Source organism: Streptomyces liliifuscus, assembly GCF_016598615.1.
Lineage (GTDB): Bacteria > Actinomycetota > Actinomycetes > Streptomycetales > Streptomycetaceae > Streptomyces > Streptomyces liliifuscus.
This window is the reverse complement of record NZ_CP066831.1, coordinates 5,762,157-5,777,099: the sequence shown is the minus strand read 5'-3', so window position 1 is coordinate 5,777,099 and position 14,943 is coordinate 5,762,157. Positions and strand designations below refer to the sequence as shown.

The following is a 14,943-nucleotide window of genomic DNA, read 5'->3' as shown; positions in this document are numbered from 1 at the left end:
TCGAGACCTTTCACATCTGCCGTACGAGGCGGTGGATGAAGTCTCTCGACTCTATGTCGCCCAGCGCGACGTCCTCCAGCATGCGGAGGACCTCTCGATACCGGTTGAGTTGCGCCTCCGCGTCAAGGAATGCGCCGCCATGCTGGTTGTCCACCAACACGGAGTCCAACTGGGCGACAGGACCTCCCGCGTACACCAGCGGCGTCGAGATCCCCGCGAATCCGTCCACGTCGAACGGGACGACACGAACGGCGACTTGAGGGCGTTCGGACTGCTCCAGGATGTGCACCAGCTGACTGCGGGCGACCTTGGCGTCAGCAGCCCTGATCCTCAACGCGGCTTCATGAATCACCGCTTTATAGCTGACCCCGCCGAGGATCTCCTGACGCCGCAGCCGGAAACGCACCCGCACGTCGACCTCCTCCTCCGGCAGCTTCGGCACCGTCGAGGTGAAGATCGCGCGGATGTGCTCCTCACTCTGAAGGAGCGCCGGAATGTGCACGCTCTGGAACGTCCTCAAGTCAGAGGCGTGCTGCTCCAGTTCAGCCAGATTCAAGTACCCCGCGGGCACGAGCTGCCGGTACTCCGTCCACCACCCACGCACGCGCTCGGCAGCCATGGCCGCCAGCGCGTCGATCAAGGCCGGGTCATCGACCGCGTACGCACCGGCCAGATGACGTACGCGCCCGGCGCTCACCCCGACGCGGCCCGCCTCCGTACTGGACAGCTGGGTCTCCGCGATGCCCAGCGCCCGAGCAGCCTCTCGTCCCGTCAGGCTCGCCCGTTCACGGAGCTTGCGCAGCTCGGCGCCGAGGCGCTCCTGACGCGCGGTGATGACGCTCCTTGCGACCATATTCCTCATCTTTCCCAGGAGTTGAGGGCCTGAGTATCTCAGTTCACCTTGCGTCGGTTACACCTTTACCCCTACCGTAAGTGACGCAACGAACACTCCCCGGAGCGGAAGTGCATCCCCCCGTCATGCCAAGCCACGCCATGCCGGGCCAGACAGAGCCACCGCCCCGACAACCCCCCACCACTCCCCAACAGGAGCCCGCATGCCCATGCCCACGCCCGCACCCTGGGAGTACACGCTCTACATCCCCCACGACCCCCGAGCCGTAGGCATCTGCCGCCGCGCCCTCCGCGACATCCTGACCAGTCACCACCTCCCGACCCTCGTCGAACCGGCGGAGCTGCTCGCCTCGGAGCTCCTCGGGAACGCCATCCGGCACACCGAGGGCCCGGCGGCCCTGAAGCTCAGACGGTCGGGGAACTCGTTCCGGCTGGGCGCGTGGGACACGGACCCCGCGCCGCCGGCCGAGAAGCCCCAGGACGACGAGACGGGCCGCGGCCTGCGGATCGTGCGCGCGTACGCCGACGACTGGGGCTGGTTCCAGGTCAACGGCACCGCGGGCAAGTACGTCTGGTGCGAACTCGGCACAAAAACCCAATAACGCGGGATAATCAGAATGTCGGCCATGAGACGCCAAGCAACAGAAAGGCGGCGATCACGATGGCTGAACACCCGAACGCAATGCTCGTCCGCAAGGGCTACGACGCTTTCACCAGGGGTGACATGGACACCCTGCGCGGCATGATGGCGTCGGACTGTACGCACCACGTACCCGGTAGTCACATGCTCTCCGGCGACTACAAAGGCCAGGACTCGATCATCGAGCTGTACGGCCGGCTCTTCTCAGAGACCAACGGGACCTTCAAGGTCGAGCTGAGCCACATACTCGTCGACGGCCGGGGCCACGCCGTCTCCATGCACCGCTACACGGCCGAGCGCAACGGCAAGCGGATCGAGCAGAACGGCTGCCTCATCTTCCGGATCGTGGGGGACAAGTTCACCGACATCGACGAATGCCAGGAGGACATGGAGAAGGAGAGCGAGTTCTGGGCCTGACGCCCCATCGAACGCACACGCCCCATCGAACGCGCACGCGGCAAGGAACGTGCCCGCGGCCACAACCCCTGGCGACCTCCAGGTGTCACACAGGTGAACCGCAGTTCCCGGTCACCACCCTGGAGCCCCCGTGCACATACGGACGTACGCACTCGCCGCCACCGTCGCCGCGGCGGTCACCGCGGGCCTGACACTCGCGCCCACCGCGGCCGCGGCCCAACCCTCCCCCACCACAAGCGACTTCAACGGCGACGGCTACGCGGACCTCGCCGTCGGCGTCCCCGACGGAGCCGTCGGCGGCAAGGCGAAGGCCGGTTACGTCAACGTCGTGTGGGGCGGTCCGAAGGGGCTGGGGTCCCGCGGCAGTATCCGGATCAGCCAGGCCACCGCCGAGGTGCCCGGCTCTCCGGAGACGGGGGACCGGTTCGGCGCCTCCGTCGTCCTGGAGGACCTCAACGGCGACGGCATCGCGGAGCTGCTCGCCGGCGCACCCGGCGAGGACGTCACCGACCGTGGCGCGGACGCGGGCATGGTCACCGTCGTGGGCGGCGCGAAGGGTGGCCCGAGCCACGGGTCCACCGCTCTCACCGGTCCCGCGGCTTCGGCGGCGTACGGCGGGTCGGTCGCGGCGGCCGACCTGACCGGGGACGGCAGCAGGGACATCGTGATCGGCGGCCGGGACAGAGTCGTGCTGCGGACCGCCGACGGCATCCTCACCACCGTCCTCGACGCCCCCATGGGCGGCCGCGCGCCCGTCCTTACGACCGGCGACTTCACCGCCGACGGCACGGCGGACCTGGCCCTGGCGTACTGGACGGTCGACGCCCCGTTCACGCAGTCGCACGTACGGCTGTGGGCCTGGGACGCGGCGGAGCAGAGCATGGCCAACACCTGGAACACCGACAACGCCGGTGTCTCGGCCCTCGCCGCCGGTGACTTCGACGGCGACGGCAACGACGACCTGGCCCTCGGCGAGTGCCGCGAGATCGCCGACGAGAACATCGACGACCCGTGCGGCCCCGAGGAGTTCGCGAAGGGTGGGGGCATCCACGTCCACTACGGCAGCGGCCCGGACGGCTCCTTCGGACACCGGGCGCAGACCCTCGACCAGAACACGGTCGGTGTGCCGGGCGTCGCCGAGACCGGCGACCGCTTCGGCGCTTCCCTGGCCGTCGCGGACGTGAACGGCGACGGCCGCGACGACCTGGTCGCGGGCGCCCCCGGCGAGGCGATCGGCACCCGGGCGGGCGCGGGCGCCGCGACCCTCCTGTTCGGCGGGGAGACCGGCCTGGTCGACGCGTACGGGGAGGGCCACTCCGTCGCGTACAACCAGGACACCCCCCGCGTGCCGGGCGTCACGGAGGCGGGCGACGCCTTCGGTGCCGCCGTCGCGGCCGGTGACTACGATCGCGACGGCAGGGCGGACATCGCGGTCGGCTCCCCCGGCGAGAACGCGAGGTCGGGCGGCGTATGGGTGCTCCCCCGCGCGAGCGCCGACGGCTCCTACACGGTCACGCCGGCCAAGCTCGGCCTCCCGGCCGTGGCCGGCGGACTCGCGTACGGCCAAACCCTCAGCAGCCACTGAAAAGTCCCCGAACATACCCCCGAAGAACCCATGAAGGTCCCCTGGGAAGTCCCTTAGGGGATGTCACAGCTCGGCAGCAAAGCCGGGCCCGTTGCCCCGGGCCCGGCACGTCACTGTGCGGGACCAGGTACGTTCGATTACGTGGCTGGATTCAGGATCGGACGCGGCCGGGACAACCGCACGCAGCAGGCGCACCCGCAACAACAGGCGCGGCAGCAGCCTTACGGACAGCAGGCCCCCCAGGGCGGCCCGTCGTACGGCTATCCCCCCGCGCCCCAGCCGTACCCGCAGCAGCATCAGCAGCCGCGGTACGGCAACGGCGGTGGCGGTGGCAACGGGCCGCAGCAGTGGCCCCAGGCGAACGGGCACGGTGAGCCGGAGTACTTCGGCGACCACGACCATCACGGTCAGGGCCCGGACCCTTACGCGGCGAACCAGCCGGGGCACACCACGGCGTTCTCCGTCGGCGAGGACCCGTACAACCCCGGCGGGACGTATCGTGCGGGCCAGACGACCGCGCCCCCGGTGGGCCCGCGGCTGCACTGGAAGGAACTGCTGACCGGCGTCATCATGCGCCCGAACCAGACCTTCCTGCAGATGCGCGACTACACGATGTGGGCCCCGGCCCTCATCGTGACGTTCCTCTACGGCCTGCTGGCGGTCTTCGGCTTCGACGGCGCCCGCGCGGACGTCATAAACGCCACCCTGTCGAACGCGGTGCCCATCGTCCTGACGACGGCGATCGCGATCGTCCTCAGCGCGTTCATCCTGGGTGTGGTCACGCACACCCTGGCCCGCCAACTCGGCGGCGACGGCGCCTGGCAGCCCACGGTCGGCCTCTCCATGCTGATCATGTCGCTCACGGACGCGCCGCGACTGGTCGTCGCGATGTTCGCGGGCGGCGACGCGCCGTTCGTGCAGCTGCTGGGCTGGGCGACCTGGGTCGGTGCGGGCGTGCTCTTCACGCTGATGGTCAAGAAGTCGCACGACCTGCCGTGGCCCAAGGCCCTGGGAGCGTCGGCGATCCAGCTGATCGCGCTGCTGTCGATCATCAAGCTCGGTACGTTCTAGGCACCCGCCGGGCGGCTCCCGGGCGGCTCCCGGGCGGCTCCCGGGCGGCTCCCGGGTGTCGTCCTGGGCGCCTAGGCGTCGCCCCGGGGCCAGCGCGCCGGCTCGACGTTCTGGTTGGCGTGGAAGAGGTTGTGCGGGTCGTATGTCCGCTTCACCTCCGCGAGCCGGTCGTAGTGGTCGCGGTAGGTGGCCCTGACCCGCTCCTGGCCCTCACCCGGCCCGATGAAGTTCACGTACGAACCGCCCATCGAGTACGGGTGCAGCTCCTCCTGGTAGTCCGTGCACCACTGCCTGATGAGTTCGGCGTTGTCCGGGTCCGGGTCGACGCCGGCGAAGACGCCGGACCAGCGGGCGTCGCGGTAGGCCCACGCCGTGTCGAAGGAGCCGACCCGGGCGGCGGCTCCGTCGACCGGGTAGAGGTGCATCAGCGACAGGTCGGTGGGGAGGTTCTCGCCGTACTTGAGGTGGATGTCGGCGGCCTCGTCGGTGATCCGGTCGAAGAAGTCGCCGCGCCAGTACCACTGCAGGCCCTTGGGGATCAGCTCGTCGAACATGCTCTGCAGCGCCGGGTACGGCATCGGGGTCGTGAAGTGGAAGGCCGGCCGGCCCGCGTCGTTCACCACCGCGAGCGTCTCGTCCAGCAGGGCCAGGTCACCGGTCCAGCACCACACGACACCGCACATCCGGTGCCCGTGGAGCTCTTCCGGGAACGGCGGCCCGGGCGGCACGGCGAGCACCGTGTAGAAGCCGTTCAGGTCCTCGGGCGCCTGCGGCAGGAACTCCCGGTACCAGCGCAGCACTTCACGCGTGTGGTCCACCGGCCACAACGAGATGCCGACGCCCACGGTGTGCACCGGGTGCAGCCGGTAGGTGAAGGACGTGACGATCCCGAAGTTCCCGCCTCCGCCGCGCAGCGCCCAGAAGAGGTCCGAGTACGAGGTCTCGCTCGCCGTGACGAAGCTGCCGTCGGCGAGAACGACGTCCGCGGAGATCAGGTTGTCCACCGTCAGCCCGTACTTGCGGGTGAGGTGGCCGTGTCCGCCGCCGAGGGTCAGTCCGCCGACGCCCGTCGTCGACATGATCCCGGCGGGGGTGGCGAGGCCGAAGGCGTGCGCCGCGTGGTCCAGGTCGCCGAGCAGACTGCCGCCGCCGACCTGCGCGGTCTTCGCGACCGGGTCGACCCGTACCCAGCGCATCGGTGACAGGTCGAGGGTGACTCCGCCGTCCACCAGGCACAGTCCCGGGCCGCTGTGTCCGCCACCGTGCACGGCGAGTTCGAGCCCGTGGTCGCGGACGAAGTCGACGGCGTTCATCACGTCCCCGGCGTCCGCGCACCGCACGAAGGCGGCCGGCCGCCGGTCGATCATCGCGTTGTAGATCGACCGGGACTCGTCGTACGCCGCGTCCTCGGGGGCGATGACCGGGCCGCGCAGTCCGGTCCGCATCGCCTCCAGGGTCGTACCGTCCATCCTGCCGCTGCCGGTGCCTGTGCCTGTGCCTGTGGTGCCGGTGGTGCCGGTGGTGCCGGTGGTGCCGCCCATGACGATCGCTCTCCTCGCGAGGCCCGGTAGGTACGGTCCGTCCGCGATCGCACGTTTCATCCGCCCCAGGGCCGATATGTCAAGGGTCTCGCCGCTCGCCGGGACTGGCAATCTCGAGCGGGGTGCCCGGGGCGGGCGGGAGGAGCACCATGGAGCCATGGACAGCCGCAGCGGACGGCAGGGGCAGGGTCACGACGGCGACGGCGACGGCGACGGCGGCAGGGGCGAGGGCGGCCGCAGCAGGGGCGAGGGCGAGGGCGGCAACGGCCGCGCCGGTTCGGCCCGCTCACTGGAGGACGTCAGCGTGCCCGGGCGCGTGGCCGGACCCGACGAGGACATCAGCCACGAGGAACTGGCCCTCGCGGCCCGCAACCACGGCCTCCTCCTGGAGGCGCTGCGCCATGACGTGACCCCGCCCGGCCTGCACTACGTACTGGTCCACTACGACATCCCGTACATCCCGCCCGCCGAGGCCGGGACGTGGACCCTGACGGTGGGCGGAAGGGTCCGTACGCCCCTGGTCCTGGACCTGTCCGCGCTGTACTCCCTCCCGCCCGTCACCCACCGCGTGACCATGGAGTGCGCGGGCAACGGCCGGGCCCGCCTCACCCCACGCCCCGTGAGCCAGCCCTGGCTGGTCGAGGCGGTCGGCACGGCGGACTGGACCGGCGTACCCCTGCGGACGCTGCTCGCCGAGGCGGGAGTCGAGTCGGACGCCGTCGAGGCGGTCTTCACGGGCGCCGACCACGGCGTGGAACGCGGCGTCGAGCAGGACTACCGCCGCAGCCTCCCGCTGACGGACGCCACGGCCGCCGACCCGGAGGTCCTGGTGGCGTACGAGATGAACGGCGCCCCGCTGCCACCGCAGCACGGCCATCCGCTGCGTCTGGTGGTCCCCGGCTGGTACGGCATGGCGCATGTGAAGTGGCTGCGGGACATCACGCTGACCGACACCCCGTTCACGGGCTTCCAGCAGACGGTGGCGTACCGCTACCGCCAGGCCGCGGACGAGCCCGGCGACCCGGTGACCCGTATCGCCCCGCGCGCGCTGATGGTCCCGCCCGGCTTCCCGGACTTCATGTCCCGCACGAGGGTCGTACGCCCCGGTCCACTGCGGCTGGAGGGCCGCGCCTGGTCGGGCCACGCCCCGGTGACGAAGGTCCAGGTCAGCACGGACGACGGCGGCTCCTGGCAGGAGGCGGAACTCGACCCGGCGGACGGCCGCCCGGGCCACGCCTGGTCCTGGCGCCACTGGCAGGCACCCTGGACGGCGACCCCCGGCACCCACGTCCTGACGGCCCGGGCCACGGACGCCGCGGGCAACACCCAGCCGGTCACGCAGCCCTGGAACCGGGGAGGCTTCGGAAACAACCTGGTGCAACGGATTCCCGTGCTGTGCCCGCAGGTTGACGGGTCGTCATCCACACACTCCCGCCCGGCGTGAGGCAGATCGCGCGCGGCCGGCGGAATCCGAGCGGCCGCAACTGGTCCCCGTGACGGGCGGAGAGCGTGACCGCGACGGCGGTACCGCCCTCCTCGTCGACGGCACGCAGCCCCGGTGCCAGCAGGTCGGCGGCGACGGTGTGGTCCCAGGCGCTGGTGTCGTCCAGCGCGCCGACGACGGCCACCTTCCAATGGGACTCGTCGGGCTTCCATTCGGTTTTGCCGGGCCCGGCCGACAGGAACGAACGCTCCTGCGGGCCGAGGGCGAGCTCACGGGAGAGCAGGCCGCTGAAGCGCTGGTCGGGCGGCTCGGCACCGGAGCTGGGCGGCAGCCAGACGGCGGCCGCGAGAAGCCTGCCGTCCTCGCGCTCGGCCACCCACACCTGACCGTCCTCCAGGGCGTGGTGGGCCAGCATCAGCCGCATGGCACGGCGGGCCCGGTCCCAGTCCACGGGGGCGGCGTCGGGGTGCCGCGGGACGTTCGGGTGCCGCGGGACGACTCCGGTGTCGGCGTCGGTCGGGGCGATCAGGCGGGCCACGGCCGGTACGTCCACGAGTCCCGCGGCGCGCACGGTCGTCCGGGGCCGCAGCGGAAGGGGCTTCGCCATGGTCGCGGCCGTGGCCGTGGTGGCGGTCATGATCATGTCTGGTGTTCTCCTTCTCAGACGGTCCGGCTCGTGCCGGTGAGCTCGACGGTGACGGGGCGTACGCGCGGGGCGGACGGGAGCCGGGGGCGGAGGAATCGGGCGGGTACGGGGGCGGGGTTGAGATCGGGGGCAGGGGCAGGGGCGAGGGTGTGAGTGGGGGCGGAGGCGGAGGCAGGTCGGCCGCCGGGCAGGTCGTATGGCGGTCGCGGCTGAGGACGGCTGAGGAGGACCACGCCCCGGGCGGCCGCCACGGCACCGGCGAGGGCGATCAGGGTGCCGGCCGTGCCGTACTGGAAGCCCTCGCCGAGCAGACTGATGCCGATGACGGACGCGGCGACCGGGTTGACGAGGGTCAGCAGGGCCAGCGGTCCGCCGAGGCCACTGCGGTACGCCTTCTGGGAGAGCAGCAGCCCGCCCGAGGCGAACGCGACGGTGAGAACCGCGACCACCGCCACGCTCCAGGACAAAGTCGGCCCTATGGCGAGCTTCTGCGCCAGCGTGGACCCGACCCCGGAGGCGATACCGGAGGCCGCCGCGAAGGCGAGACCGCCGAGGGCGGAACCACCGGAACCACCGGAGGCGAGGCGGACGAGCACCGCGATGACGACGAAGGCGACGAGCGCGACCGCAAGGACTTCACCGATCCCCAGGGTGTCGTCGGGCGCGTTGCCCGCCGCGGTGGCGGCCAGCAACGCGGTCAGCCCGAGGAGGGTCAGCCCCATGCCGCGCCACTGGACAGCCGAGGTCCGGCGGCGGGCGACCAGCGAGCCGAGGGGCACCGCCACCACGAGGGTCAGCGCACCCAGCGGCTGCACAAGGGTCAGGGGCCCGTACCGCAGCGCGACCACATGCAGCAGCGCGCCGGAGGCATTGAGCCCGACGGCCCCCCACCACGAGCCGCGGGCGAGCGTGCCCCGCAGATCGGCCGTACCGGCCGCGGTCCGCTCCTGAACCACGGCGGCCGCCGCGTAACAGAACGCGGAGACCAGGGAGAGCGCGAGGGCAAGAACCACCGGACTGCTCACGACCATGACCTGCCCCTCCCCTCGATCGATACGAAACGGTTTCGTACACAAACGCTACGGGGCCCGTTAGCGAAACGCAAGCGTTTTTTTAACGGCAAGAAAAACGCGCCCCATAGGGGGCGCGGGGAACTGCGCGACCAACCAACCACAACGGCGCCGCAGCCAAGAGGCGGGCACCCGGCGGAGCGCTACGCGTCGAGGACCTGCCCGGCCCTCCTCACCACGGGCGGCTCAACACTCCACGGAAAGTTGATCCACTCATCCGTGCGCTTCCACACGTACTCGCACTTCACGAGCGACTGCGACTTCTCGTAGATGACGGCGGACCGCACCTCGGCTACGGCGTCGACGCAGAAGTCGTACACGAGCTTCAACGTCTTGCCGGTGTCGGCGACGTCGTCCGTGATCAGGACCTTCTTGTCGGAGAAGTCGATGGCGTTGGGGACGGGCGCGAGCATGACCGGCATGTCCAACGTGGTGCCCACCCCCGTGTAGAACTCCACGTTCACGAGGTGGATGTTCTTGCAGTCGAGGGCGTAGGCGAGCCCGCCGGCGACGAAGACACCGCCGCGGGCGATGCAGAGCACGATGTCCGGCTCGTACCCGTCGTCGGCGATGGTCTGGGCGAGCTCGCGGACGGCGAGGCCGAAGCGCTCGTAGGTGAGGTTCTCGCGCACGTCGCTCATGTCATCACTCATATCGCCGCCACTCACACCTGGGTCCGATGGAAGTTGAGGAAGGAGCGTGAGGCGGTCGGTCCGCGCTGCCCCTGGTAGCGGGACCCGTACCGGTCGCTGCCGTACGGGAACTCGGCCGACGAGCTGAGCTGGAACAAGCACAGCTGCCCGATCTTCATGCCCGGCCAGAGCTTGATGGGGAGGGTCGCGAGGTTGGACAGCTCAAGGGTCACGTGTCCGGAGAAGCCGGGGTCGATGAACCCGGCGGTGGAGTGCGTGACGAGCCCGAGCCGCCCGAGCGAACTCTTGCCTTCGAGCCGGGACGCCAGATCGTCGGGAAGCGTGATGACCTCGTACGTCGACGCGAGGACGAACTCCCCGGGATGCAGGATGAACGGCTCGTCGCCCTCGGGCTCGACGAGCCGAGTGAGATCCGCCTGCTCGATGGACGGATCGATGTGGGGGTACCGGTGGTTCTCGAACACCCGGAAGTAGCGGTCGAGCCGCACGTCGACGCTCGACGGCTGCACCATGGATTCGTCATAGGGATCGATCCGTACGCGCCCGGCGTCGATCTCGGCCCGGATGTCCTTGTCAGAGAGAAGCACGCCCCGAGGATACGCAGAGCGCCCGGGCCCACCACAATCCGGTGATCGTGGCGGACCCGGGCGATCGCGAACGAGGCGAGCGCGCGGTACCCGGCACTGCGTACCGCGCGCTCCATGCGCTCAGCGCCTCTCGTACTCCACAGGCACGACATTGCGGAGCCGGGCACAGCGTGGGCAACGGATCAGCCGGCCGGGGCCGAGCCGATCGGCCTGTTGCATCGGAAGCGAGGCGGTGCTGAACACGTGCCCTTCGGCACAACGGACGACGGTGCTGCGTTCCATCAAGTCCTCAGAGTCCCTTCCCCAGGAGCGGCGTCTGACTGACGAGGAAGCGCCACATTACGGGACGAAGAGGACGACCCTCCAGGCGGCACTCCGATCCCGCGCGGCCCCTCTTCAACCCCTCCACCGTACGCCCCAACTCCCGCGCCCCGCAGCCCCGTCCACCCCCCGAAACAGCACCGGGCCCCACGGCTTCAGCGCCGGGGGCCTGGCATGAGGTATGGTGATTCCGCGTTTCCGACCCCGGTCCAAACCGTCCGAACCGGCGTCTTACGCGGGTGTAGTTTAGTGGTAGAACATCAGCTTCCCAAGCTGAGAGTGCGAGTTCGATTCTCGTCACCCGCTCTTCTCCAAGCCCCAGGTCAACAACCTGGGGCTTGTTTTGTTGACAGGTAGTTTCGGCGTTTGCCCACGCCCAGAGCCGGAAGATTGGGCACGCGGAGGGCGCGAGCGCCTTGCGGGTGCGCGTGCTTGGCCGCAGCCGAATCTCGTGTCAGAGCGGGAGGTCGTCGGGTAGTACCCGGAACGCCTTGTGGCGGCCCAACGGCCGTACGGCCCGGAAGTCCCGCCGGTCAAGGGTGAGGATCGCGTCGGTGTCGTAGTCGGCGGCGAGCGCCACGTTCACCGCGTCGGCGAGGTCCAGGTCGAGCGCGCCGTAGCGGACTCGGACGGACTGCGCGGCGCCCAAGTGGTCTTGCGTGATCTCGGGCATGACGATCCGACCCCGGCCCATCCACCGCCGCAGGTCATCGATCGCACTGACGGCGGCCGCACGCCCCAACTCTCGCGTGGCCACGTGATCGAGTTCCGCCAGCAGGAGCGGGGACATCACCAGGAGACCGGCCGCCATGATCGCCTCGTTCGCCGCTCCGTGTTCCGCGTGCGCCAAGTCGAGAGCGGCCAGGAGGCCAGACGTGTCCGCAATAACGATGATCACGCGGCAGTTCCGGGGTCTGTCTCGCGGCAGACCGCGTCGGCGACCGCGTCACGGACCTCAGCCTTGGTCTGCGTACGCCCCGACCCCTCGAACGTCCGCGAGAAAAGGGGCTCGTCCCAGACTCGATTCGCCATGGCCGCGAGGTGGATCCCCTGTCGGATGATCTCAGCCTCGCTTATGCCCCTCCGCTTGGCCGCCTCCTTGATGATCGCCAGGTCTTCGGGGTCGGCATAGACGTTCGTACGCTTCATGGACATGTACCAAGAGTAGTCCATGTACTGGATTGATGTATGACAGTAATGAGCTACGGACCTCGTACGAACCGCGCCGCAAGGCTCAGCGCGAGCAGTGGTAGGACGTCAACCGGTCTCGGTCCTTTAACCTGGGCCTTTTGCTGGCCGGAGCCGGGACGGCAGCGGAGTCGGCGCGGAAGGCTGTCGCCAGGTTCGCCGCATCCGTGGCTTGCGGGGCTCGGCCGGCCGGGCTCAGCCGCGTGGGCGGCGTGCGCCGGTCAGCTCTGTCGTTTGAGTTCGCGCACCGCCGCGGGCAGTGCGAGGCACAAGGCGAAGGAGGTCGCGAATCCGCCTCCACCTGCCAGAACGACATCAGTGGAGCCACCGCCTGATTGGACTACCAACAGGCTCACGAAGAGGCCGACCACCATGGAGCAGGCAACGTACAGAGCCAGCCACAGTTGCCACGTACGCGCGGAACGGGCTGTTGATTCGGGCATGAACGTAGATCCTTCCGAAAGCCAGGGGCGACAGGGAGAAGAAACGCGTAGGGGAGATCGGCGACAGCAGGCCGTCACAGTGGCTCGACCGAGCCGTGCAGCAGGTGTTCGGCGAGTTCGGCCCGCAGTCGGCCAAGTGCCGAGACGAACGAGGCGTACGCGTCAGCGTGTCGGTCGAGTTCACCGAGAAGATCCATGCTCAGCCGCTGCTGCCCGATCGGCGGAAAGCGCACGGGAAGGTGGCCCAGAGCCGCGGAGCTCAGCGACGGGGCTGCCGTGGCCGCTGCGCGGTTGGACATCCACTCGCGCGCGTACCGGAGGCCCAGGTAGGCGTGGAGGTACAGGGAGTCGATCTCGGCGTCCCGGAGTACGCGCAGACGCGTCACGTTCGAGCTGAGCAGCCATCCGGCCTGCGTGCCGGAGACCAGCGCGGGTTGTTGCTGCGCGCCTGTGCGTACGCAGACGATGTCGTCCGGGAGCAGTTCGAACTTCTTGAAGCGCTCGGCCGTCCGCCACGGCACGCGATCCCGGGTTTCGTCCACGATCCTCCCGTCAACGAGATCCTGCGGGAAGACGAGCGGAACACCGGCATCCGCCGTGCGTGCCGCCGCTGGTAGGCGGGTGTACGACGGCCCGGGTTGAATGTCGCACAGGTCCTTGAGCAGTGCCTCGTTCCAGCCGCCGGGTCCCGAACCCGTGCGGTAGCCGTGCCCCGTTTCCCTCGCCCACCGCTCCGGCGCACACAGCCTGTCCGTGTGCTCCGCCACCGCGTCGCCGGCTTCGAGCAATGCGGCCGTGGTGGGAGCGGCGCCGTAGGTCCCGCTCCCCAGATAGTCGGCAGGGCGGAGTGAACACCCTTCGTCGGCGACGACCTCACGGGCCACGACGACAGCGGAGAAGCCTCGCTCGGCAGCACGTACCGCGTACTCGCTGTCCGGGCACCGTTCCCCATCCAGCCAGGGGCGGACCACTGCCGTGATCGCGTCGCGATCCGTGTCTCGCAGCACGCGTCGGCGTCGGACCTTCGTTCCCAACTCCTGGGCGTCGACGAACAGGATGCCTTCCCTCGACGGATTCTCCGCTCGTCGCAGAACCCACAGGGACACCGGCACGGGCGTCGCGGAGAACAGATGGGATGGCACCGTGATGACGCACTCCACAGCGCACCTGCGGACAAGGGCGCGGCGGATCTCGCGCTCGGCGGCGTTCACCGAGTTGCCCGCCTTGACCGGCATAACCACCACTGCCCGCCCATCGGGTACCAGCGCGCCGAGGACGTACTGCACCCAGGCGAAATTGTCATTGCCCTGTGGCGGTGATCCGTACGACCAGTTTCCCGTCCGGCGCCCGGGGCCGGGTGCGTCGCTCATGTTGAACGGAGGGTTCGTCAGCACCACGTCGACACCGTGTTCACGGTTCGGTGGCCATCGGTCGGACCGGGTGCTGGTCAGCTTGGGCCGTACGCCGAGGTGGAGAAGGTACAGACTCGCGACCGCTTGCAGCCGGCCGTCGAGGGTCTCGCCGTACAAGGTCTCACGCGCGCCTCCGATGTGGTGGTGCGCAGCTGCCAGCATCTCTCCCCCTCTCGTGTAGGGGTCGAGCACCGTGGTCTTCAGTCCCGGGGTCAGTACGAGTGCCGCGGACAACGAGGCCAGACCCACCGGGCTGCAGAACTCCGAGCTCTGCAGCCCTTCCCGGGCGCTGAAGGACTCCCAGACGAGCTGAAACGCGCCGGCGCCCGTGCCCGCCGCCGTCCGTACTGCCGTGGTGAGGTCGTCCCAGCTCCGCGGTTCCAGTTGCAGCAGGCTGCCGCGCATGTCGGTGCGGTCGCCGTTCCGGCGCAGCGTGTCCTGCGCCATGTCACCGAGGCACCGGAGCAGCGACTGCACATCTCGGGCCCCTTGGCCTGCCGACATGACGTCCTCGATCCGGCGCCACCGCTCCGGTTCCGCATGTCGTGCGTACATCACGATGAGACAGAGATTCACGAAGTCCGCCATCGTCGCCGGACCTCGGACCCGGTCCGCGAGCGGGCCCATCAGCTGGTCGACTGCCTTCTTGTCCTCGGTCCCGATGCGCTGAGTGCTGCTCCCTACGGCTCTCGGCACCGCAGACGACCGGTCGCCTCCGGTCCGGCGGAATCGGTCGGCGAAGGTGGTTCCCGCCTGCTCCCCTTCGAGCAACTGCGACTGAGGAATGGTGCGGTCCGTCAGCCATCGCGTGATCTCGGCCTCGTGGAAGAGCTCCGTATCGCCGGAGCGCACGGGAGTGGGGAAGTCCTTGTGCCGCCGGGCCCAGTTCGACACTGCCGGACGCTTCACGCCCGCACGCTCTGCTATCTGGTTTCGGGTGACAAGGCCGGTTTGTTCATTGCGTGCCAACTGCACGTTGACTCCTGGTTGTTGGGCTGACCGAGGCTTCGACGTGAGGACCGTACGAGAGCTGGGGCGCGCGATCCAAACGCGCATTCACGGTGCTCAATGAG

15 protein-coding genes and 1 tRNA gene are annotated in these 14,943 nt (G+C 69.6%); 6 read left to right on the top strand and 10 right to left on the bottom strand.

The window, feature by feature from the left end:
* Window positions 1-10: 10 nt before the first annotated feature.
* Window positions 11-853, bottom strand: coding sequence for a helix-turn-helix domain-containing protein (locus JEQ17_RS24775; protein WP_200397261.1), 843 nt, complete (start codon window positions 851-853; stop codon window positions 11-13).
* 208 nt (window positions 854-1,061) lie between these two features.
* Between JEQ17_RS24775 and JEQ17_RS24770 the strand changes: the two genes are divergently transcribed.
* The 4 genes from JEQ17_RS24770 to JEQ17_RS24755 all read left to right on the top strand — a co-directional run bounded on the left by JEQ17_RS24770 (window position 1,062) and on the right by JEQ17_RS24755 (window position 4,565).
* Window positions 1,062-1,454: an ATP-binding protein gene (locus tag JEQ17_RS24770; RefSeq protein WP_200401697.1), complete on the top strand. Its 393-nt coding sequence runs from the start codon at window positions 1,062-1,064 to the stop codon at window positions 1,452-1,454.
* Window positions 1,455-1,513: 59 nt separating this feature from the next.
* Window positions 1,514-1,909 carry a nuclear transport factor 2 family protein gene (locus tag JEQ17_RS24765; protein ID WP_200397260.1) on the top strand — a complete coding sequence of 132 codons (396 nt, stop codon included), beginning with the start codon at window positions 1,514-1,516 and terminating at the stop codon, window positions 1,907-1,909.
* A 130-nt stretch (window positions 1,910-2,039) separates the two neighbouring features.
* A complete protein-coding gene (locus tag JEQ17_RS24760; protein ID WP_200397259.1) occupies window positions 2,040-3,494 on the top strand; it encodes an FG-GAP repeat protein in 1,455 nt (484 codons plus the stop codon).
* A 60-nt stretch (window positions 3,495-3,554) separates the two neighbouring features.
* Window positions 3,555-4,565, top strand: coding sequence for a Yip1 family protein (locus tag JEQ17_RS24755; RefSeq protein WP_200397258.1), 1,011 nt, complete (start codon window positions 3,555-3,557; stop codon window positions 4,563-4,565).
* Window positions 4,566-4,636: 71 nt separating this feature from the next.
* On the opposite strand, the gene JEQ17_RS24750 is transcribed toward JEQ17_RS24755, so the two are convergent.
* Window positions 4,637-6,034 (bottom strand): FAD-binding oxidoreductase, encoded by a 1,398-nt coding sequence (locus JEQ17_RS24750; protein WP_200401696.1) that lies wholly within the window; start codon window positions 6,032-6,034, stop codon window positions 4,637-4,639.
* Between the two features lie 229 nt (window positions 6,035-6,263).
* Between JEQ17_RS24750 and JEQ17_RS24745 the strand changes: the two genes are divergently transcribed.
* The gene (locus JEQ17_RS24745) at window positions 6,264-7,550 is read left to right on the top strand and encodes a sulfite oxidase (RefSeq protein WP_200397257.1); all 1,287 of its coding nucleotides are present in this window, start codon (window positions 6,264-6,266) and stop codon (window positions 7,548-7,550) included.
* Here the strand turns inward: JEQ17_RS24745 and JEQ17_RS24740 are convergent.
* From JEQ17_RS24740 to dcd, 4 genes are all read right to left on the bottom strand, one after another.
* Window positions 7,441-8,193, bottom strand: a complete 753-nt coding sequence (locus tag JEQ17_RS24740) for a hypothetical protein (protein ID WP_200397256.1) — start codon at window positions 8,191-8,193, stop codon at window positions 7,441-7,443. The genes JEQ17_RS24745 and JEQ17_RS24740 overlap by 110 nt on opposite strands.
* Before the next feature lie 17 nt (window positions 8,194-8,210).
* Window positions 8,211-9,227 carry a DMT family protein gene (locus JEQ17_RS24735; protein ID WP_200397255.1) on the bottom strand — a complete coding sequence of 339 codons (1,017 nt, stop codon included), beginning with the start codon at window positions 9,225-9,227 and terminating at the stop codon, window positions 8,211-8,213.
* Window positions 9,228-9,409: 182 nt separating this feature from the next.
* Complete coding sequence (locus JEQ17_RS24730; protein ID WP_200397254.1) at window positions 9,410-9,907, bottom strand: phosphoribosyltransferase; 498 nt, start codon at window positions 9,905-9,907, stop codon at window positions 9,410-9,412.
* Window positions 9,908-9,930: 23 nt separating this feature from the next.
* Entirely contained in the window at window positions 9,931-10,506 is a 576-nt protein-coding gene (dcd, locus tag JEQ17_RS24725; RefSeq protein WP_143640041.1) for a dCTP deaminase, read from the bottom strand.
* A gap of 556 nt (window positions 10,507-11,062) precedes the next feature.
* On the opposite strand from dcd, the gene JEQ17_RS24720 reads away from it, so the two are divergent.
* Window positions 11,063-11,133: transfer RNA gene (locus JEQ17_RS24720), tRNA-Gly, on the top strand.
* A 148-nt stretch (window positions 11,134-11,281) separates the two neighbouring features.
* Here the strand turns inward: JEQ17_RS24720 and JEQ17_RS24715 are convergent.
* The 4 genes from JEQ17_RS24715 to JEQ17_RS24700 form a co-directional block, all read right to left on the bottom strand.
* A complete protein-coding gene (locus JEQ17_RS24715) occupies window positions 11,282-11,725 on the bottom strand; it encodes a PIN domain-containing protein (RefSeq protein WP_200397253.1) in 444 nt (147 codons plus the stop codon).
* The gene (locus JEQ17_RS24710; protein ID WP_200397252.1) at window positions 11,722-11,982 is read right to left on the bottom strand and encodes a ribbon-helix-helix domain-containing protein; all 261 of its coding nucleotides are present in this window, start codon (window positions 11,980-11,982) and stop codon (window positions 11,722-11,724) included. The genes JEQ17_RS24715 and JEQ17_RS24710 overlap by 4 nt, the downstream gene beginning before the upstream one ends.
* A gap of 254 nt (window positions 11,983-12,236) precedes the next feature.
* Window positions 12,237-12,458, bottom strand: coding sequence for a hypothetical protein (locus JEQ17_RS24705; protein ID WP_200397251.1), 222 nt, complete (start codon window positions 12,456-12,458; stop codon window positions 12,237-12,239).
* 74 nt (window positions 12,459-12,532) lie between these two features.
* Window positions 12,533-14,779, bottom strand: coding sequence for an N-6 DNA methylase (locus JEQ17_RS24700; protein ID WP_200397250.1), 2,247 nt, complete (start codon window positions 14,777-14,779; stop codon window positions 12,533-12,535).
* Window positions 14,780-14,943 lie beyond the last annotated feature (164 nt).